This window comes from Moraxella sp. FZLJ2109, from assembly GCF_024296965.1.
Taxonomy (GTDB): domain Bacteria; phylum Pseudomonadota; class Gammaproteobacteria; order Pseudomonadales; family Moraxellaceae; genus Moraxella.
Genome location: NZ_CP101112.1, coordinates 2,340,664 through 2,361,014 on the forward strand (window position 1 = coordinate 2,340,664; position 20,351 = coordinate 2,361,014).

Sequence of the window (20,351 nt, forward strand, 5' to 3'; positions counted from 1 at the left end):
AAAAGCCCAAATCTATGATTTGAGCTTTATACCTAATTCAAGCGTCAGTGATTTAGCTATAATGCGCCGGCTCTTCGTCATAGACGTGTGCGTGCCAAAAATTCGCCTGACGCTGAACCACACTTGCGATCGCTGCATGAATCATGGCTTGTCCGACCATGCGCACATCCATACCAAGCATTTCTTTGACTTTATCCGAAAACTCGATACTCACAAGCATCTCATCACTACCCATCTCTCGCAGCACCATCACGCCTTGCTCATTTTCGACAAATTCCAGCATCGTTTCTTGCGCAAGCTGACGATTTCTTGATTTGCCTTTGGTTTGTGTGTCAGACTTTTTACGGCGTGTGCGTTTTTTGGGTGCGTCGGTTTCTGCCTGAGACTGCTCTGCTTTGACATCGGTATCGACATCGGAAGCAGTATTTTCACCATCAGCGACTTTTTTACGACGCGTGCGTTTTTTTGGTGTGGTTTCGGCTTGATCAGCGCCCGCTAAAGCTGATTGATCATTTTGTGCTGCATTAGCATCAGTATCAGCATCAGCAGTTTTTTTGCGTCGCGTACGGCGTTTTTTTGGTGCATCATTGGCAGCCAAAGGCGATGGCACGCCAAGCCCTTCTGCCATTTTCTCGACAATCTGTGGATCAATGCGTTCAGCGATCGCCATCGCCAGTGCATCGGTGACTTTAGGATTGGCACCAAACTCCATTTCCATAAAAAACAACTCATGCAGCACCGCCAGCGCGTCATCATCGCTCAGATCCGCACTGCACAAATCACTGATCATCTGCAGACGCTCAGCGATGGTTAAGTCTTGCCATTCTTGTAATTGTTCGGTATTGTACATATCTTTGTTGTTTTTCCTAGCCAATTTGTCCTATTTATAAGGCTTATTTTGAGATTTTCAAGCTCATCGCCAGTAGCGAAGCTTTGCCATCATAAATAAAAACGCCACAAACATCCCCAAATAATACGCCATCTTGATATCAAAGCTATCATCACGCCATTTCATCGGCATCGCCACGAGTGCTGTACACGCAGGGATGATAATCAAGCAAACCAGCCAATTTTCAAGTACGTGCAGCCACCCTTCCAGCCCACCATAACGCAGACCCGATAGCCCAATCAATAGGCAAGAAAGAATCAGTAAGAAAATCAATCCCTTGGGTATGCCGACTGGCGTAATCGCATCAGGAATCAGCTTGTTAATCATCAGCTATACACCCCCATAATGGATAATAATGCCACCACTGACAATAGCCAGCCAAGTGTCAAAGCATTGCGTGGATGAATCGATGCCTTGCCCATTTTATTCATCCCGACACTACCAAGCCACATCAGCACAGGCAATACGATGACAAAAAACGGCACAACCACCATCGCATGACGCATCACCGCAGCCACATCATCACCGAACATCAAGCGAAAGCCATAGCCTGCTATACTCAGCAAGATACTCGCCAAGCAAAGCCCGATGGTGAAACTCATCGGTACAACGCTTTTTTGTCCGCTCATCAAGCACCTACCTTGGCAAGCTCAGCACGCATCGCATCGATGACTGCTTTATAATCAGGCTGATTAAAAATCGCACTACCTGCAACAAACATATCCGCACCCGCTTCAGCGATCGCACGAATATTGGCAACATTGACACCGCCATCAACTTCTAGGCGAATATCACGACCACTAGCATCGATACGCTGACGCACTTCTTTGAGTTTATTGAGCGTGCCATTGATGAATTTTTGACCGCCAAAGCCAGGGTTTACGCTCATCAATAGAATTTGATCCACTTTATCAATGGTATAATCCAAATAATGTAGCGGCGTGGCAGGATTGAATACCAAGCCACACTTAGCACCGCCATCTTTGATCAGCTGTAAGCTGCGATCGATGTGCTGAGTCGCTTCGGGGTGAAAGGTGATGATATCCGCTCCAGCTTTTAAAAACTCTTCAATCATACGATCCACAGGCGATACCATCAGATGCACATCAATGGGTGCGGTAATGCCGTAGTCTTTGAGCGCTTGGCAAACCATCGCACCAAAGGTCAGATTGGGTACATAATGATTGTCCATCACATCAAAATGTACCACATCAGCACCAGCATCCATCACGGCTTTGACATCATCGCCAAGACGGGCAAAATCAGCTGAAAGAATCGATGGTGCAATCAAAAAAGGCTTGGTCATAATCAGTTTTCCAAAATAATGATAAATTTCGCTTATGATACCAAATTTATACCCAAACGAAAAGAAATTCAGCACAAACAAAAACGGCTTGGCAATGAGCCAAACCGTTTTCGTGTGTCATCGACGGATTATTTTGCTTGATAAGCAAGTTTCACACCAGCGATAAAGCCGTCATTATCCGTGAATTCACCCACATGCGCGCCAGTCGGCAGCTGCGCGGTTGCATCACCGAATTTCAGATATTTACCGCCTACTGACACTGACCATTCTGGGGTCACATTATACTTAGCACCCAGACCAAAGCTCCAGTAGCCTTCGATTGGGCCTAGAGAAGTTGCTGGGTTGCCTGCGCCTGAGTCATAGCCCACTGCGCCCGATACTGCCAGTTTGTCGCTTAGCTTTTTACCCAAGCCCACTTCAGCTGACCATTGGTCTTTTGAATAGCTGACGATTGGCAAGCCATTTGGATAAGCGGTTGGGTTAGACATACGCGCTGCATCTGAATAAGTTGGCGGCGTGATGTTAAAGTCTGACCATGGCACATAGCGTACTTTGGCAGTCAATAGCGTGGTTGGATTGACACCTGTTTGGAAGTCAAGGTTTACCGACTCTGGTAGTTTTACTTTAAAGTTACGACCTGTGGTTGGCTCGATACCGCGCAATGCCAAGTTCGGGAAAGTCTCAGCCATGTGCGTTTCGTGCTCGATCTCAGAGCGATAAGTCAGTGCTGCTTTTAGAGCGATCTCAGGCTTGCTATAAGCAATACCTGCTACCCAACCCACATCAGTATCAGTACTCATGCGTGCATCATAACCTTGTGAACCTTGATAAGTCACACCGCGCAGATGTACTTGACCATTTAGGCGTTGAATCGCTGGACCGCCGTAGATTTGGAAATTGCGCTTTTCACCAAATTTAGCACCGACCAAAGCAGTAACATTGTTGGTACGAATTTCTACATTAGTGCCTTCACCATTAGTGGCTTCAGCAAGCCCTGCTGCTTTGATAGCAGTCCCTAAATCAGTAGCAGCTTTCTTAACACCGTCTAAATCCTTTGCTCCTGTTGCTTCTAATAACGCAGCTTCACCCGCTGACAAATTTTTATTTACAAGAGCCAGGCCGCCTTCAACCTGTTTTAATTGCTCATTCAAAGCCAAAGCGGTTGCATCAGCACCTGCGGCTTTTGCTTGAGCAATACCAGCAGTTAATAAAGATTGCTTTTGTTCTAGATCGGCAATCCTGCCATTTGCCATTTCGATACTCGCTAAGCCATCTTGCAACTTGCCTAGATTAGCTTGAGCATCTGCTATGGTTGTAGCCTTTCCACCGGTTAATGCTGCAATGGTAGCATCAGCCCCTTGACCAACAAAGTTATTGTCGCCGTGATATTCGACCGCTGCACCAAATGGCTCATCATACAACACACCAACACTAAAGCGATCATTGATATCGCCTTTGACACCGAAACGGAAAAAGTCATACGCTTCAGCCGCGTCACCCACACTGTTACCACTGGTGTCTTTACCAGTCACATCAGCGTCGATATAGGTATAAACCGCTTCCGCATAAGTGCCATCTTGTAAAAATGCAGTCACATCTTGACCTGAACGATCTAAGCCTGCCGCTTGGGCGGTGGTCGCTGCCAATCCTGCAACGACAGCCAGGCTTAGTGCTTTATAGCCAAATGATACAGTCATATTAATCTCCAATAAAAGTTCCCTAAAAACAAAACGCGCCATATTCCTTTAGTTCGGCAGCCGTCTTGTCTTTCGTATGTTAAAACAAAACAAAACGCAACACAAGCGAAAAAATGCACAAATTCAAGAAATAGTTTGAAATTTTTGAATACTGATTCGTCATTGCTCGCAATTTGGACACCATCACTTATGCGCAGCTTATGTATATTAATAATGCGGCGGCTTATCAGCAAGCAGATCAAATGGTGCAATGCCCACTTCATCTTTGGTGGTTACTTGCTGATACACAAGGCGCAATTGGTCTTGTAAATCGGTCAATTGGCGGTCTTGGCGCGCGATGACATCGTTAAGCTTATCGCACATATCTTCCAAAAAACTGATACGCGTCTGCAGCTCTATCAGTGCGTCTTCTACACTGTGATCAGCATGGGTTGTCTTTGGCATAAATTACTCTGATAAATGACTTTTAATCACCACTAAAGGCGAAAACATGGGTAAATTGACCGCTTATTTTACGCTATTTTGCACAAAATCGTCACAATTTTTCGCACAAATCACCGCCAAAGTTTGATATGATAAAAGGTTGAACGACAATTTTTATAAATTATGACGATTGATTAATTATTATGGCACTGATTCAATTAAAAAATATCCATTTGGCTTTTGGAGTTGCGCCGATTTTAGATGGCGTGAATTTTAGCCTTGAGCCGTTTGAACGCGTGTGTTTGATTGGGCGAAATGGCGAAGGCAAATCGACGCTGTTTAAGCTCATCACAGGGGAGCTGCATGCGGATGATGGTGAAGTTTTGATTAAAGATGGCACAAAAATTGCCATGCTTGCCCAAGATGTCCCCAATCAATCAGCGCGCGTCTTGGATGTGGTGATGGGTGGCAATCCACAAATCGCCGATGCGCTCAAAGCCTATCATGCGGCGAGCGATGCGTGCGGCCTTGGTGATAACAAGGCTTGTGATGAGATGAGTCATCTACAGCATACTTTAGATGTGCTACACGGTTGGGACTTTGAACGAAAAGCGCGCGCCATCATTGATAGCATGGGGCTTGATGCTGATGCTGAGCTGTCAGAATTATCAGGTGGTCGTAAGCGCCGTGTACTATTGGCTCGCGCGCTGGTGACCGAGCCTGATGTGCTGCTGCTTGATGAGCCGACCAACCATCTCGACATCGAAAGCATTGATTGGCTAGAAGATTTCTTATTAAACGAACGCTTAACAGTGCTATTCATCACCCACGATCGTAAATTCGTCGATAAACTTGCCACGCGCATCATTGAGCTTGATCGTGGTCAGCTGTCAAGCTACGATGTCAATCAAGGCTCAGGCGGCTATGCACGCTACCAAGAGCTTAAAGAACAAGAGCTTGCCAGTGAACAAAAAAGCTTTGCTGAATTTGATAAAAAACTTGCCCAAGAAGAAGCATGGATTCGTCAAGGCATCAAGGCGCGCCGCACGCGTAATGAAGGTCGCGTCCGTGCTTTAAAGGCAATGCGTGAAGAGCGCAAAGCACGCCGTGATGTCGTCGGCAATGTCAGCCTTGCCCAAAATACCGCTGAAAAATCAGGCAAAATCATCTGTGAAGTCAATCACTTAACGCTAGAATACGACAATAAAATTCTGCTCAAAGAATTTAGCACCCTGCTACTTCGTGGCGATAAAGTTGGTATTATCGGCAAAAACGGCGTGGGCAAAACCACTTTAATCAAGACCATCTTAGGACTTGATGAATCGGCGATCAAGGCCGGCAAGATCAAGCTTGGCACGAATCTGAACATCGCTTTTTTTGATCAGCTCAAAGATGATCTTGACCCTGAAAAATCCGTGGCGGACAATGTGTCTGAAGGCTCAGACCATGTCGAAGTCGCGGGTCGCAAGACGCATATTTTAGGCTATCTACAAGATTTTCTATTCACGCCAAACCGCGCTCGCACCCCTGTCAAAGCACTATCAGGCGGTGAAAAAGCGCGCGTTCTACTCGCCAAACTCTTGCTACAGCCTGCCAATGTACTGGTGCTTGACGAGCCGACCAATGACCTTGACATGGCGACGCTTGAGCTATTAGAAGACTTTGTGGTGAACTTTGAAGGCACGGTGCTACTCATCAGCCACGATCGCGCCTTTATGGACAATGTGGTGACGCAGACTTGGGTATTTGACACTGACAAGCACGGCGATGGCGTGGTGCGCGAATATGTCGGCGGTTATGAAGATTATTTGGTGCAGCATGAGCGGTTTTTGGCAGCCAATCCCAAGCCTGCCAAACCTGCGGATAAAACTGAAGCAAAACCCGACAACCAAACTGCAGCCCCCAAACCTGCTGCCAAAGCCGACACCACCCAAAAGCGTAAGCTGTCTTATAAAGAGCAGCGCGAACTTGACAGCCTGCCTGATGAGATCGCCGCGCTAGAAGCTGAACAAGCCGAACTTTCTACCAAATTAGAAGATGGCAGCTGGTTCACCACCGACCTTGCAGCAGCGACAGCAGCAAGCGAGCGATTGGGCGCGATTGATGAAGAATTACTTCACAAACTAGAACGCTGGGACGAACTTGAGAGCATTGCAAAATGAGCTGCAGATCTACAAATTCATGCGGTAATACCCCGACGCCCACATCGACCAAAGGCGCGGTAAAACTGACGGACAATCACAAGCAAACCAACCTTGCCAAGCCATTGCCGTTTCAGTGGTCGTTTTTGCACCCGCGCTATTGGGGCATTTGGTGCGCGATACTGCTGCTTTTGCCTTTGATTTATCTGCCGCTGCGCGTGCAGTTTATGATCGGTAAAGCCATCGGCAAGCTTGTGCATCGCCTTGCCAAACGCCGCGTCAAGGACACGATGACCAATCTGCGCCTAGCTTTTCCCAATAAAAGCGATGATGAACGCGCGCAAATCACCCGCCAAGTGTTCATCAATCAAGGCATCGGTATCTTTGAAAGCCTATGTGCTTGGTATCGCCCGAATGTCTTTATCAAAAGCTTTAGCATCTCAGGTCTGCAGCACCTAGTACGCGCGCAGCAGGACGGCAAAGCGGTGATTTTGTTAGGCGGACACTATACCACGCTTGATCTGGGCGGTCGTTTATGCACACAGTTTTTTGGTGCAGATTGTGTGTATCGCTGCCAAAATAATCCACTGTTTGAGTGGTTTATTTATAACGCGCGTCGTCGGATTTTTGATGAGCAAATCTCAAGCCGCGATATGAAAAAGCTGATTTCACGCATCAAAGCTGGTCGCGTGATTTGGTACTCACCTGATCAAGATTTTGGGCTAGAAAATGGTGTGATGGCGACATTTTTTGGCGTACCTGCCGCGACCATCACCGCACAGCGCCGCCTTGCCAAGATGGGTGATAAAGCCAATCCGCCTGCGGTGCTGATGATGGATATGGTGCGCCAAACGCCCGATCACATTCCATCAGGTCGCCGTCCGCATTATCACATCAGCCTAAGCCCTGCACTGACTGATTATCCATCGGCGGACGAAGTGGCAGATGCCGAACGCGTCAATCGTTTGATTGAACAGAATATCTTAAAAGATATCAGCCAGTGGATGTGGTTTCACCGCCGCTACAAGAACCAAGCCGATGGCACAAAATATTATTCATGATTGATTGTATATTTTAAATTATTTATAAATAAACTTAGGAGAACACTATGTTTCGCACACTTTTGGGTGGTAAAATTCACCGCGCTACCGTCACCGAAGCCAATTTAAATTATGTCGGTAGCATCACCATTGATGTCGATTTGCTAGACGCTGCTGGAATTTTGGTCAATGAAAAGGTGAGCATCGTCAATAATAACAACGGCGAACGCTTTGAAACTTATACCATCGCAGGCGAACGCGGCAGCGGCGTGGTATGCCTAAATGGTGCAGCCGCGCGCAAGGTACAAGCAGGTGATATCGTCATCATCATGTCTTATGTTATGATGAGTGATGAACAGGCACAGACTCATAAGCCCAATGTTGTCTTGGTCGATGGGCATAACCACATCACATCAGTGATGCATTACGAGCCTGCCAATACAGTTTGGTAATTATTTAAATTTGGTAAATAATGTATTATGTCAAAACTTTTGCACAAATTGGCAGTCGGTCTAAAAACTCACCCCTATGAGAGCGAAGTTCCGACACCCCAAGAAATCTTTGAGCGTGCATCTAAGGTGATCTTGCACCAAGATACTGCACTCAAACAGCTTGCCAGTGCGATCCATACGCAGTTATTAGCCATCGAAAATCAACAAAAATACAACGCCCGCTGGCTGTTATATGATCAGCTTCGGACGCAAAAAGACAAGTTGGAGCTATCAGGTGATGCCACGCGCTATTCACCGCCCAGGCCCACTGGCACAAAGCAGCCGCCGATCTTCTTGACAGGCGGTACAGGTAGCGGCAAGACGCATTTGGTCAAGCAGCTGTGCCAAATGTTTGACATCAATTTTATCATCGTCGATTCTACCCATCTCAGCCCTGCCAGCTATCGCGGCACAAACTTGGTGCATGTCGGCAAACGGCTAAAAGCGATGGCTGAGAATGACGCTGTCAAGCTGCGCCACTCCGTGGTGTTCTTTGATGAATTTGATAAACTTTTCGCCACAGATGCCAGAGATCAGCATGGACAATATCGACGAACTTTGGCGATGGAAATGTTAAGTATTATTGAAGGAACAGCACCTTTTCCTACAGATGATAACGCATCTTTTGACAGCTCAAATCTGCTGTTCATTCTAGGTGGTAGCTTTGCACAGCACTTCAGACCGAACCAAAGCATCGGCTTTACCCAAGAGATCGCCGCACCCAGTGATGGCAAAAAATTCGTCCCCACAAGCCTGAAAAGCCTTGCAGAGTTTGGCTTGCCTGATGAGTTGATCGGTCGCATGGGCAAGATCATCATCATGAGTCCGCTTGATCACAGTATGCTCACGGACATCTTTTTAAACAGTCCGATATCGCCTTTTGTACAAGTACAAACTCAGCTTAAGCGGTATAATTGTAAATTAGTATTGGCAGATGATTTTTTAGATTTATTGATTAAAAACAACCAAAAATCCATCGATCAGTTTGGTGTGCGCGGGCTGTACCAAAGCTTTACCAGTCTAGATCAGCTAAGCGAAATACTATATCAAGCCGCCAGCCAAAAAGACATCGATGAGACACGCTGCTATTATCTGATGATTGATGATTATGATTGTTTTTATGAAATTGATGACTATGATGAAGTCATTGATCCAGACACGCTGGCACAAGTCGAACATATCATTGAGCTGAATAGCTATCGCATTTCAGATCCTGATGATGATATTCCGTTTTAAGACCAATTTTAAGATTGCTTAGTGCGGTAGATTATCGCGTTATTTTGCAGCCATGACCAAATCCGCCATAATACGCGCATCATGCGTGTCCAATGCTTGTAAGCCTGCCACCACACCTGCCCGATTTTCATCAGACTTATTTTGACTCAGTTTAAAAGCCGCCTTGATATCAACGATATCAAACTCAATCGCCACCAATGCCTTGCACATGGTTTGGATAAAATTATCAGGCGCATCACTCAGCTGCCACGGCTGATGATCGGGTGCTTGATTGGCAAGCTTTTCTTCAAAAAAGTCCGTTGTCTTTGCCAAGATTTCTACCGCACCCACGCCATCGACTATCTTTGGCTGTGCGGTGATATGCACCGCTTGATAATTATAAGTCGGCACTTCTTTATGCGTGGCAGCCTTGCTTGGATACCAGTTTGGGCTGATATAATGACTCGCCCCTGTAAATACGATCAGCCAAGGCATATCAGTATGTTGCCACATATCATTGGCGCGTGCAACATGAGTGATCAGTCGCTCACCTTTCTCATCATTGACATAAATCACAGGCACATGGCTAGCAACAGGTACGCCATTGGCACTTGTGATGATGGTTGCCAATGGATGATTTTTGATCAAATCAACAATAGCTGATTGATCAGTTTGGCTAAATGATCTTGGAATAAACATCACCACTCCATTTTTAGTCTAATAAAAAAGCCGCGACCTGTCTTAATCCTTGTAGATCATGATTTTTGAACGGTAGGCGTGCATTGCTTGGCTGCCACTTGCCATCGACACACACCGCCAAGATGTCCAAATCCATCGCCACTTGATAATCGTACTCGGCGCATTTTTTGGCTGGATCACGACCGCATAGCCGCTCGATGGTTTTAAGCTTAATTTCTATGTCTGTATAATTAACAGTCTGTGTAAGTACAATATACGCACAAGAATTATGATAGATGCGTTTACTGCGCCCTGTGAAATCGCGCCCTGATATTATATCAGACATCATTACCTTCCCAAGCTGACTGAGCGCATCGGTTGCACAGGCAAAAGCTGCTTCGGCATCATGATTACTACCAAGCGCGATGACGATTTCGCTAACCTGCTTATCGCTCATACAGCTGCCCTGCGGACGATTTTTACACCGACGCTTTTGGCTGCCTTGATGGCGTTCGGCTTATGGATGGTGAGCGTGATTTGACTGCATGGATAATGGCGTAGTACATGATCAGCAATCTTATCTGCTAAGGTCTCAAGCAGTTCAGCCTGAATCTCGTGGCATAGCCGCTCCATGTCTTCACAGACGGTTTTATAATTGATCACATGCGCCACATCATCATCCTTGATGGCGTGCGTCATGTCACAGACCATCTCAGCATCGATGATCAGCTGCTGTTTGATGGCGCGCTCCCACGAATACACGCCGATCAAAGTGTTAATTTGCAAACCTTCAATAAAAACAATATCACTCATCTGTCATCCTGCCGTCGATTTGCGTTGTTTGTTCAGCAAATCCACACTAAAAATCAATAATGCCAACCAAATCAGACCAAATACCACGATATTTTGGAGCGTAAATGGCTCTTGGTACAAAAACACCGCCAATAAAAATACAATACTTGGCGTTAAATATCCCATGAAGCTTAGTAAAGTAAAACTTACCATCTTGGTGGATTTATTATAAAGCAATAGCGGAATCAGCGTGATCGGCCCTGAAAGCATCAATAACCAAATGTCATGCGACAGCCACAAATCAAGGCTTGAGCTTGCCACGCTTGCTTGCGACAGCCACAACAGACAAATCGGCAACAGCAGCGCCGTCTCAAGAAACAAGCCATCAATGGCATCAAACGGTGTCTGCCGCTGCAAAATCCCATAGATGCTAAAGCTTAATGCCAGAAGCAAACTCACCCACGGCAAGCCGCCAAGCCACACTACCTGGATGCCAACCGCGATGGCGGCAAGCAGCACGGCGATTTTTTGTAGTTTTCTTAATTTTTCTTTCAAAAAAACCAATGATAACGCCACGCCCATCAGCGGATTAATAAAATAGCCAAGACTGGCTTCCAGCACTTGATCGTGCGTCACCGCCCACACATAAGTCAGCCAATTGGTCCCAATCAGCAGTGCAGCAATGAAAGTCAAAGCAAGCCACTTGGGATTGTGGCGAATCACCCCAAGCCATGCCGTGCGGCGCGTAACCAGTAAGAACACTGCAAGCAGCACAAAAGTCCACACCACGCGATGCGCGATGACTTCGACGGCATCATAATGGCTTAACTCTTTAAAATATAAGGGGAAATTACCCCATAACAAAAAAGCCACCAAAGCGGTGATGATGCCTTGGGTGGTAGTCTTGACCGTTTTGGTTGGCTGATTCACGATGTATTTTCCTTATTGACCCACCACCATTTGACGATACAAACAGTGATGAGCTCATGGGTCAATCATCAAGCACAAATCATATCTCAATGAATGAAATATAAAGAGGGTTATTTCACATCAATGCTTAGACCGACCGAATTGGCAAGTTCGGCAAAGTTTGGAAAACTGGTATTGACCGTCTCAGTACCTTGGATGATGATCTCATCAGATGCACGAGCCGATGCCACCGCAAAGCTCATGGCAATGCGATGGTCATGATGCGATTCAATCACACCACCGCCAAAGATGGCATTACGCTCGCCTGCCACACCACGACCTTGGATGATGATGCCATCTTCTAGGACAGTTGATTCTACGCCCAAAGTCGCCAAACCATCTGCCATCACTGCAATACGGTCAGATTCTTTGACTCTGAGTTCTTTGGCACCAGTCAGCTTGGTTGTACCTGTGGCACAGCTGGCTGCGACAAACAGTACAGGAAATTCATCAATCGCTAGCGGCACGAGATGCTCAGGAATATCAATGCCGTGCAAATCCGATGGCTTAACAGTAATATCAGCGATTGGCTCGCCGCCGACGATGGTTTCGTTAGTCACTGTGATGTCAGCACCCATTAGCTTTAGGATGTCAATCACACCAGTACGAGTTGGATTCATGCCGACTTTTTGGATGGTCAAGCCTTCACCACCACCGATTGCACCCAGCACCATAAAAAATGCCGCACTTGAGATATCAGCAGGTACGATGATATCCGTCGCTGTCAAGCGTCCGCCACCTGTCACTGTGATGACATTACCATCAGTGTGTACAGGATAACCAAAGGCGTTCAGCATACGCTCAGTATGGTCACGGCTGACTTCAGGCTCACGGATGGTGGTCGTGCCATTTGCCCAAAGTGATGCCAAGATCAAGCATGACTTAATCTGTGCTGATGCCACAGGCAAGGTATAATCAATCGCTGTCAATGACTGCGAACCTGTGATTGATAGCGGTGCTGTACCTTTTTCGCCTGTCGATTGGATCACAGCACCCATCTCACGCAGTGGCTTTGCGACACGCTCCATCGGACGCTTAGATAGGCTTACATCCCCAGTCATGACACTGTCAAAGCGTTGAGCAGATAAAATCCCTGCCAATAGACGCATACTTGTGCCTGAGTTGCCCATATACAACGGCTCTTTTGGTGCTTGTAAGCCATCGATACCTACGCCATGAATGGTAACTTTATCGCCATCGCGTTCGATTTTGACACCCATATCAGCAAATGCCTGTAAGGTCGCCAGTGCATCTTCACCTTGCAAAAAACCGCTCACATGAGTCACGCCATCAGCAAGCGAGCCAAACATGATACTGCGATGTGAAATAGATTTATCCCCTGGTACGGTGATGGTACCTGCAATGTGGTTTTGGGGGCGGATATGGTAGCTTTGACTCATAATCGTGTCCTTGATGGCATCGGTTGTGATGATGCTATTGGGTTTGTGTGTGGATTTTTTGGCAAGCATATGCCCAAAATGACGGCGTGCATGGCGAGAGGTCGCCAGCCAATCAAGTAATTTTTCTGAATTTTGTGTCTCGATAATTTCTTTAAATTCATTCAGATGTTGTTGAAACTCATTTAGAGAGTTGAGCAGTGCTGATTTATTGGCGATAAAAATATCATGCCACATCACAGGATGACTGGCGGCAATGCGACTAAAGTCACGAAAGCCCCCTGCGGCATAACGAAAAATATCCAAATTATCATCATGGCTTGCCAGCTGATGCGTCAAGCTAAACGCCAATAAATGCGGCAAATGACTAGTATAAGCCAAAATCTCATCATGACGCTTGGCATCCATCTCGATGACATCAGCACCCACGCCTTGCCATAGCTGACGCAGCTTTGCAAGTCGTGTCAAATCCGTACTGTCTGTCGGGCATAGTATCAGTTTATGCTGTACAAACAGCTCGCCATTTCTGGCATGAAAGCCTGAGTTCTCAGCACCTGCAATCGGATGCCCACCGATAAAATGATGATGGTCGCCAAAAACTTCATCAGCAAGTGCTGCAACACTTTGCTTAGTGCTACCAACATCGCTGATTAGACAGTCTGCATCCAAGACACCTGCATCCATCGCCGTTTTGAGCGAGTGCATCACAGATGCCATCGCCTTGACAGGTACAGCAATCACCACGATATCCGCACCCTTGACAGCTTTGTCAATCTGGGTGCTACCATCAGCAATCACACCAGCATTGATGGCGTCTTTGATGCTTGTGGCGTTGGTATCCATTGCAGTGATTTTACCGACGAGCGGTGTACTGCGACGCTGATTGGCATTATGCACCGCCTGCACCAGCGACGCACCAATCAGCCCAAGCCCAATCACGCACAGATGGGCAAATAGCGGCTTTGTCATCTCATCCATTGGTGATATTTCCCGATTTGACTGATGATAATTTGCATTAAAATAATCACTCAATTCTTAACAAAAACTAAGAGATATCATCAATTATAATACGGCTTTTGGATAAGAACCCAGCACTCGCAAATCCTTGACCAATGGGCGAATATCTTCGATAGCAGCAGCCACATGAGCATCACTGATATGGCCATTCATGTCAATAAAGAACACATAAGCCCATTTGTTCGGACGCTCTGGACGAGTCTCGATACTGGTCATCGATACGCCATGGCGACGCAGCGGCTCAAGAATCTCAATCAACGCACCTGCTTTATCAGGACTTGAGACCATGATTGATGTCTTATCCGCGCCAGATGCACCGACATCTTCACGACCAATGATCAAAAATCTCGTGGTGTTATTTGGATTATCTTCGATATTTTCGTGTAGCTTGTGTAGGCCGTATTCTGCCACTGCCACATCCCCTGCAATAGCAGCTGAATGCCATTCATTTTGGATACGGCGAGCCGCTTCGCCATTACTTGATACTGCGATACGCTCCACACTTGGGAAATTGACATCCAGCCAATGACGGCATTGTGCCAAGGCTTGCTGATGCGCATAGATGCAGCTTAAGTTTTTCACCTTCGTATGCTCAGCGACCAAAAAATTATGATGGATAGGTAGCTCCACTTCACCGATGATTTTTAGGCTAGAGCCAAGGAATGCATCTAGGGTATGATTGACCACACCTTCTGATGAGTTCTCAACTGGCACGACGCCATACATCGCACTGCCTGATTCAACTTCACGAAACACATCCGTGATGGTGGCAAGTGATACGGTGGTCGCCGCCTTGCCAAAATGCTTCAGTGCTGCTGCATGAGTGAATGTACCCACAGGCCCTAGATATGCCACTTTTTGTGGTGCTTCTAGCTCAAGGCATACCGACATGATTTCACGGAATAAGCGAGCCATCTTCTCGCCTGATAATGGGCCTTCGTTACGCGCCATCACCGCTTTTAGCACTTGAGCTTCACGCTCAGGACGATAAAAAATCGGATGATCTTCATGGTTCTTTTTGGCGATGGCGACTTTTTGGGCGACTTTTGCACGCTCATTGATCAAGGTTTGAATTTGTTCGTCGATGCTATCAATTTGATTGCGGTAGCTTTTGATTTCGTCTGTATTAATCGGCAAGGTTGGCGTTTCGCTCATGACAGCTTCCTTTTTAAATCAACATAAATATGTCAATGATACACGATTTTTATGTTTTGGTGTAGTGATTTTGGCAAACTTTCTTTTATAATCGTTTTAGCCGATACGACAGCGCACCACGGCGATACAAAGGTGTTATTCAATCGATTGATATAAGAATTGACTGCCAATCATATCAAAACCAGTAGCGAAAATCGCCCAAATGTGCTACTTTTAACCCACCTTTTAGACCATTGAGAGTTTTTATGAATAGCTTAGAACAATTATCACAGCTCACCACCATCGTCGCCGATACCGGTGATCTATCTGCCATTGCCCGCCTAAAGCCTGTTGATGCCACCACCAACCCAAGCCTGATTACCGCCGCCTTTGCCAGTGGCGAACATGATGAATTATTAAGCCAAATCAAAGGCTTGGATACTGATACCGCCATTGATACGCTGACCGTGGCACTGGGTCATCAAATCAGCACTCTGATCCAAGGCCGTGTCTCTACCGAAGTGGATGCACGCCTATCGTTTGACACTGATGCCACCATCGCCAAAGCTTATGATTATATCGATCGCTATGCCAAACTTGGCGTCGATAAAGAGCGAGTACTGATCAAAATCGCATCCACTTGGCAAGGTATCAAAGCCGCCGAACAGCTTGAAAAACAAGGCATCCACTGCAACCTAACTCTGCTATTTACTGATGCCCAAGCCCGTGCGTGTGCGGATGCTGGCGTAACTTTGATTTCGCCATTTGTCGGTCGTATCACCGATTGGCAAAAAGCACACGAAAACCGCCAAGACATCGCCATCGGTGAAGATATGGGCGTAAACTCTGTAAAGTCGATTTATCAATTTTATAAATCACACGGCTACCACACCCAAGTGATGGGGGCAAGCTTTCGCAGTATCGAACAAATCATCGCGTTGGCAGGTTGCGATTTATTGACCATCTCGCCTGCCCTACTCGATGAATTGGCAAACAGTCAACTACCTGTCACAAAACAGCTTATCCAAAATAGCGAAATCAGCAGCAAGCCAACACCGCTAAGCCAAGCTGACTTTGAGCAAGCCCAAGAGTCGCATCCGCTAAACTCTCTACTGATTAAGGGGATTGATGGCTTTGTCGCTGCTCGTGAAAAGTTGGTCGAGCAATTGGCAGGTTTATAAATCAAGCCAACTTCAAAACCGTTTGTGCTAACTAGTGCAAGCGGTTTTTTCTTGATTTGGTAAATAGTTAATGATACTATCTTAATTATTAAGCCATCATAAGGAAATTATCATGCTAAAACCTGCTATCATTGCACTTGCACTATTAACCGCTACCAACCCTGCTTTGGCAAAAGCACAAAAATTACCGTTTGTTGGCACTCGTCATTTTAATATTGCAGGCGGTATGGATACTTGGGAAAGCATTACCATCACAAAAAAGGGTAATGTAACTGTTAAAGCTGAAGCTGGGTCATCAATCACGCTTTATAAAGGAAAATATAAAAATCTACTACCAATGGAAGGCGGTGAGTATTATTACCAAATTAAGGGTAATACAATCCGTATGCTAGATAAGAACAAAAAATTAGATTATTCTTGTGAGTATTCAGTAGATCGAGTAAATCCAGATAGTTCAGCGTGCGTTCTCACACTGTCAAACTTTGATTAACTTTTAAAATTCAAAAATTTTACTTGCAAAATTTCGATACATCTGTAAACTAATCATCTGATGATTGTTACCCAGCATTGTGCCAGTCCAAGATTGGCACAATCAAGGCACTAAGGTGAATTATGAAAAAATATCAATGTATCGTCTGCGGCTGGATTTATGACGAAGAGCTTGGCTGTCCAGAAGAAGGTCTTGCCCCTGGCACTCGCTGGGAAGATATTCCTGAAGACTGGCTATGTCCTGAGTGCGGTGTCGGTAAAGCCGACTTTGAAATGGTCGAAATCTAATCAATCGCCATGATTCGCGAAACACCTTTTCACACACAGCCAAATGCCATACCCGACGGTTGGCAGAAATTCGGTGATATCCACTGGTATCCATCAGATCTCTCCGAGCATCTGTATCAAGCCATCATTGATATCGGTGATGGCATACAGCTATGTGTCGAAGCTGGGGGCAATCCTGAGCATCCGCCGATGATTTTTGTGACTGGGCTTGGTTCGCAGATGCTGTTTTGGTCGGACAGTTTTCTGAAGCTGTTTATTGATGCTGGTTTTTTTGTGATTCGCTTTGACAACCGAGATACGGGACTGTCAAGCAAAATCCAAATCGAAGGCCTACCACGGCTCAATAAGCTCAAAATGATGCTCAAGGTGCAAGCAGGTCTGTCCAATAAAGGCGAGCAAGTACCCTATACACTCACCGACATGGCAGAAGATGTGGCGCGACTGATTAAGACCATGCATCTATCTGAAGTCAATCTCATCGGTGCATCAATGGGCGGTATGATTGCCCAAATCGTCGCTGCTCGCTACCCAAAATACATCAAAAATCTCACCCTGCTATTTTCGACTGCCAACCGTGCGTTTTTGCGACCGCCCAATCCTAAGCAGTTCATGACCTTTGTGCGTCGCCCCGAGAGCCATTCGGAGCGTGATATGGTGCGTCATAGCGTGTGGTTCATGACAGCAGTTGGTTCACCAGGGCATCTTGACATCAAAGGCACGCGTGCCATCGCTGAGAAACGCTATCAACGCAATTTCCATCCGCTAGGTGTGGCACAGCAATTGACCGCAATTTTGGCATCAGGGTCGATTTTGAAATTCACCAAACAAATCAGAGCCAATACCTTGGTGATTCATGGCGATAAAGATGGCTTGGTTGCGCCAAGTCATGGTAAGTTTCTTGCCAAAGTCATTCCCAATGCGCATTTTGTCTTGGTCAGTGGCATGGGGCATGATTTGCCTGCTTATTATCATCCTTATCTTGCTAATCTGATTAGTAATCATTGTAAATAATAAAAAATTATTATAAAGCCACTGTTTATTTTGGCTTACTTTTCGCTTGCTTTTAGCTTGATTTAGAGTGCGGCAGTTTGTTATGATGTGGCAAATTATCACTGACAAACACGCCAAAATAAGGATGAGCAATGAAACAAATCAGCTTTCAAGACGGCAAAAGGACCCCTATCGCCAATATCTACTGCATCGGTCGCAGCTATGCAGAGCACATCAGCGAACTTGGCAATACACCGACAGGCGAGCCTGTAGTATTTATGAAGCCGACCACTTCATTAAGCCAAGCGAATAGCTTGACCTTGCCGACATTTTCTGATGACATTCATCATGAAGTGGAGCTTGTGGTATATATCGGGCAGGATGTCGCAGATGATGCCACGCCGACACTTGAGTGTATCGCAGGCTATGGCGTGGGTCTGGATTTAACCGCGCGAGACATTCAATCAAATCTTAAAAATAAAGGCTTGCCGTGGTCGCTTGCCAAAGGCTTTCGTGATGCAGCATGGCTATCTCCTTTGACACAAGGCATTCCTGATATTTGCACGCTGTATTTATCGGTCAATAATGAAATCCGCCAACATGACAGCACCGATAAGATGCTGTTTGATGTGCTGTATCAATTAAAATTTCTACACAAGTACTTTGGCTTAAGACAAGGCGATTTGATTTATACAGGCACACCAAAAGGTGTGGGCAAATTGGTCAGCGGTGATCAGCTTGTGGTGAAATTAGATGATGATGTGTATCATTTGACCATGAAATAATATCCACTATCGCACTCTGCACAGATTAACTCTGTGCAGATTTTTGTTTTTTTATTGGCGAAATTTTGTTAAAATATTGCCAACTTTTCTTAGTCTTTTTGGGGTCGTTATGAATATTTTAGTTTTGGGTACTGGTGGTCGCGAACACGCATTGGCATGGGCTTGCGCCAAAGACAACCGCGTCAATACTGTCTATGTCGCACGCGGTAATGCCGGTACAGATATTGAAGATAAACTTACTAATATTGATTTGGATGTCAGCAATCACGCAGCTGTCATTGAATTTTGTCAAAATAATAACATCGCCTTTGTCGTCGTCGGTCCTGAAGCGCCACTGGTCGCAGGCATTGTCGATGATCTGCGCGCGGCCAATATCGGTGTCTGGGGCCCGACCAAATACTGTGCACAGCTTGAAGGTTCAAAGGCATTTGCCAAAAACTTTATGCAAAAGCATGGTATCCCAACCGCTTTTTATGAAGTTTTCACCGAGATCACCCCTGCCAAGGCGTTCGTTGAGAAAAATGGCGCGCCAATCGTCATCAAAGCCGATGGCCTAGCCGCAGGTAAAGGTGTCATCGTCGCCATGACCGAACAAGAAGCGTTTGATGCCATCGATGATATGCTATCGGGCAATAAGTTTGGCGATGCGGGCAGTCGCGTGGTGATTGAGCAGTTCTTGGCAGGCGAAGAAGCGTCATTCATCTGCATGATCGATGGTGACAACATTTTGCCGATGGCTACAAGCCAAGATCACAAGCGCATTTTTGAAGGTGATACAGGCGCGAACACTGGCGGTATGGGTGCGTATTCACCCGCACCAGTGGTCACCGCTGATGTGCATGACAAGGTCATCGAGCGTGTGATTCGCCCTGTCGTCGATGCGATGAAAACCAACGGTACGCCTTATACAGGCTTTTTGTACGCGGGTCTGATGATCAATGAAAACAACGACCCATATGTCATTGAGTTCAACTGCCGATTCGGCGACCCTGAGACCCAGCCGATCATGATGCGCCTAGAAAGCTCATTGGTTGAGCTGATCGAAGCAGGTCTAAAAGGCGCGCTGCCTGCCAGTGCAAATTGGTCAGAAAAAGTCGCGCTTGGTGTGGTCTTGGCAAGCCGTGGCTATCCAGAATCGAGCTCAAAAGGCGATATTATCACAGGGCTTGGCAATGACACAGACAGCCTAAAAGTCTTCCACGCAGGCACAAAAAAGCAAGGCGACAACATCGTCACTGATGGCGGTCGCGTGCTGTGCATCACAGCATTGGCAGATGATATCGCCAATGCCCAAAAAGATGCTTTGGCGGCGATTGCTGACATCAGTTTCGATGGCATGCAATACCGTCGTGACATCGGTTGGCGCGCGATTAATCGCTGATTGATTATTTTATCTAAACAAAAAAGATGGCAGATTTTGCCATCTTTT

At 46.2% G+C, this 20,351-nt stretch carries 22 protein-coding genes; 10 read left to right on the forward strand and 12 right to left on the reverse strand.

What is annotated here, in order from left to right:
* Positions 1-52 precede the first annotated feature (52 nt).
* The 6 genes from NKU06_RS11115 to NKU06_RS11140 form a co-directional block, all read right to left on the reverse strand.
* The gene (locus tag NKU06_RS11115; RefSeq protein WP_254731105.1) at positions 53-850 is read right to left on the reverse strand and encodes a hypothetical protein; all 798 of its coding nucleotides are present in this window, start codon (positions 848-850) and stop codon (positions 53-55) included.
* Positions 851-913: 63 nt separating this feature from the next.
* A complete protein-coding gene (locus tag NKU06_RS11120) occupies positions 914-1,216 on the reverse strand; it encodes a hypothetical protein (protein ID WP_254731108.1) in 303 nt (100 codons plus the stop codon).
* Positions 1,216-1,518, reverse strand: coding sequence for a hypothetical protein (locus tag NKU06_RS11125; RefSeq protein ID WP_254731111.1), 303 nt, complete (start codon positions 1,516-1,518; stop codon positions 1,216-1,218). Before NKU06_RS11125 ends, NKU06_RS11120 begins: the two co-directional genes overlap by 1 nt.
* Entirely contained in the window at positions 1,518-2,195 is a 678-nt protein-coding gene (gene rpe / locus NKU06_RS11130) for a ribulose-phosphate 3-epimerase (protein WP_254731114.1), read from the reverse strand. Before rpe ends, NKU06_RS11125 begins: the two co-directional genes overlap by 1 nt.
* Before the next feature lie 128 nt (positions 2,196-2,323).
* Positions 2,324-3,892 carry an outer membrane protein transport protein gene (locus NKU06_RS11135; RefSeq protein ID WP_254731117.1) on the reverse strand — a complete coding sequence of 523 codons (1,569 nt, stop codon included), beginning with the start codon at positions 3,890-3,892 and terminating at the stop codon, positions 2,324-2,326.
* Between the two features lie 207 nt (positions 3,893-4,099).
* Entirely contained in the window at positions 4,100-4,336 is a 237-nt protein-coding gene (locus NKU06_RS11140) for a SlyX family protein (protein WP_254731120.1), read from the reverse strand.
* A 182-nt stretch (positions 4,337-4,518) separates the two neighbouring features.
* Between NKU06_RS11140 and NKU06_RS11145 the strand changes: the two genes are divergently transcribed.
* From NKU06_RS11145 to NKU06_RS11160, 4 genes are read left to right on the forward strand one after another with little or no spacing between them, the layout of a single operon-like run.
* Positions 4,519-6,477, forward strand: a complete 1,959-nt coding sequence (locus NKU06_RS11145) for an ATP-binding cassette domain-containing protein (protein ID WP_254731123.1) — start codon at positions 4,519-4,521, stop codon at positions 6,475-6,477.
* Complete coding sequence (locus NKU06_RS11150; RefSeq protein WP_254731126.1) at positions 6,474-7,517, forward strand: lipid A biosynthesis acyltransferase; 1,044 nt, start codon at positions 6,474-6,476, stop codon at positions 7,515-7,517. The genes NKU06_RS11145 and NKU06_RS11150 overlap by 4 nt, the downstream gene beginning before the upstream one ends.
* Before the next feature lie 47 nt (positions 7,518-7,564).
* Positions 7,565-7,948: an aspartate 1-decarboxylase gene (gene panD / locus NKU06_RS11155; RefSeq protein WP_253223711.1), complete on the forward strand. Its 384-nt coding sequence runs from the start codon at positions 7,565-7,567 to the stop codon at positions 7,946-7,948.
* A 27-nt stretch (positions 7,949-7,975) separates the two neighbouring features.
* On the forward strand, positions 7,976-9,223 hold the full coding sequence (locus NKU06_RS11160) for an AAA family ATPase (protein WP_254731129.1): 1,248 nt from the start codon (positions 7,976-7,978) through the stop codon (positions 9,221-9,223).
* 39 nt (positions 9,224-9,262) lie between these two features.
* Here the strand turns inward: NKU06_RS11160 and NKU06_RS11165 are convergent, their stop codons facing one another.
* The 6 genes from NKU06_RS11165 to pheA form a co-directional block, all read right to left on the reverse strand.
* A complete protein-coding gene (locus tag NKU06_RS11165) occupies positions 9,263-9,901 on the reverse strand; it encodes an FMN-binding negative transcriptional regulator (RefSeq protein WP_254731132.1) in 639 nt (212 codons plus the stop codon).
* A 13-nt stretch (positions 9,902-9,914) separates the two neighbouring features.
* On the reverse strand, positions 9,915-10,337 hold the full coding sequence (locus tag NKU06_RS11170) for a 2-amino-4-hydroxy-6-hydroxymethyldihydropteridine diphosphokinase (RefSeq protein WP_254731134.1): 423 nt from the start codon (positions 10,335-10,337) through the stop codon (positions 9,915-9,917).
* Positions 10,334-10,693 carry a dihydroneopterin aldolase gene (folB, locus tag NKU06_RS11175; RefSeq protein WP_254731136.1) on the reverse strand — a complete coding sequence of 120 codons (360 nt, stop codon included), beginning with the start codon at positions 10,691-10,693 and terminating at the stop codon, positions 10,334-10,336. The genes NKU06_RS11170 and folB overlap by 4 nt, the downstream gene beginning before the upstream one ends.
* 3 nt (positions 10,694-10,696) lie before the next feature.
* Positions 10,697-11,602 carry an EamA family transporter RarD gene (rarD, locus tag NKU06_RS11180; protein ID WP_254731140.1) on the reverse strand — a complete coding sequence of 302 codons (906 nt, stop codon included), beginning with the start codon at positions 11,600-11,602 and terminating at the stop codon, positions 10,697-10,699.
* A 110-nt stretch (positions 11,603-11,712) separates the two neighbouring features.
* The gene (locus NKU06_RS11185) at positions 11,713-14,016 is read right to left on the reverse strand and encodes a bifunctional prephenate dehydrogenase/3-phosphoshikimate 1-carboxyvinyltransferase (RefSeq protein ID WP_254731142.1); all 2,304 of its coding nucleotides are present in this window, start codon (positions 14,014-14,016) and stop codon (positions 11,713-11,715) included.
* 84 nt (positions 14,017-14,100) lie between these two features.
* Positions 14,101-15,210 (reverse strand): prephenate dehydratase, encoded by a 1,110-nt coding sequence (gene pheA / locus NKU06_RS11190; protein WP_254731145.1) that lies wholly within the window; start codon positions 15,208-15,210, stop codon positions 14,101-14,103.
* A 245-nt stretch (positions 15,211-15,455) separates the two neighbouring features.
* On the opposite strand from pheA, the gene NKU06_RS11195 reads away from it, so the two are divergent.
* From NKU06_RS11195 to purD, 6 genes are all read left to right on the forward strand, one after another.
* On the forward strand, positions 15,456-16,370 hold the full coding sequence (locus NKU06_RS11195; RefSeq protein ID WP_254731148.1) for a transaldolase: 915 nt from the start codon (positions 15,456-15,458) through the stop codon (positions 16,368-16,370).
* A gap of 112 nt (positions 16,371-16,482) precedes the next feature.
* Positions 16,483-16,860, forward strand: a complete 378-nt coding sequence (locus NKU06_RS11200; protein ID WP_254731150.1) for a copper resistance protein NlpE — start codon at positions 16,483-16,485, stop codon at positions 16,858-16,860.
* Positions 16,861-16,982: 122 nt separating this feature from the next.
* Positions 16,983-17,147 (forward strand): rubredoxin, encoded by a 165-nt coding sequence (rd, locus tag NKU06_RS11205; protein ID WP_078253585.1) that lies wholly within the window; start codon positions 16,983-16,985, stop codon positions 17,145-17,147.
* 9 nt (positions 17,148-17,156) lie between these two features.
* Positions 17,157-18,158, forward strand: coding sequence for an alpha/beta fold hydrolase (locus NKU06_RS11210; RefSeq protein ID WP_254731153.1), 1,002 nt, complete (start codon positions 17,157-17,159; stop codon positions 18,156-18,158).
* 131 nt (positions 18,159-18,289) lie between these two features.
* Positions 18,290-18,922 carry a fumarylacetoacetate hydrolase family protein gene (locus NKU06_RS11215; protein ID WP_254731155.1) on the forward strand — a complete coding sequence of 211 codons (633 nt, stop codon included), beginning with the start codon at positions 18,290-18,292 and terminating at the stop codon, positions 18,920-18,922.
* A 109-nt stretch (positions 18,923-19,031) separates the two neighbouring features.
* On the forward strand, positions 19,032-20,303 hold the full coding sequence (gene purD / locus NKU06_RS11220) for a phosphoribosylamine--glycine ligase (RefSeq protein WP_254731158.1): 1,272 nt from the start codon (positions 19,032-19,034) through the stop codon (positions 20,301-20,303).
* Positions 20,304-20,351: the final 48 nt, after the last annotated feature.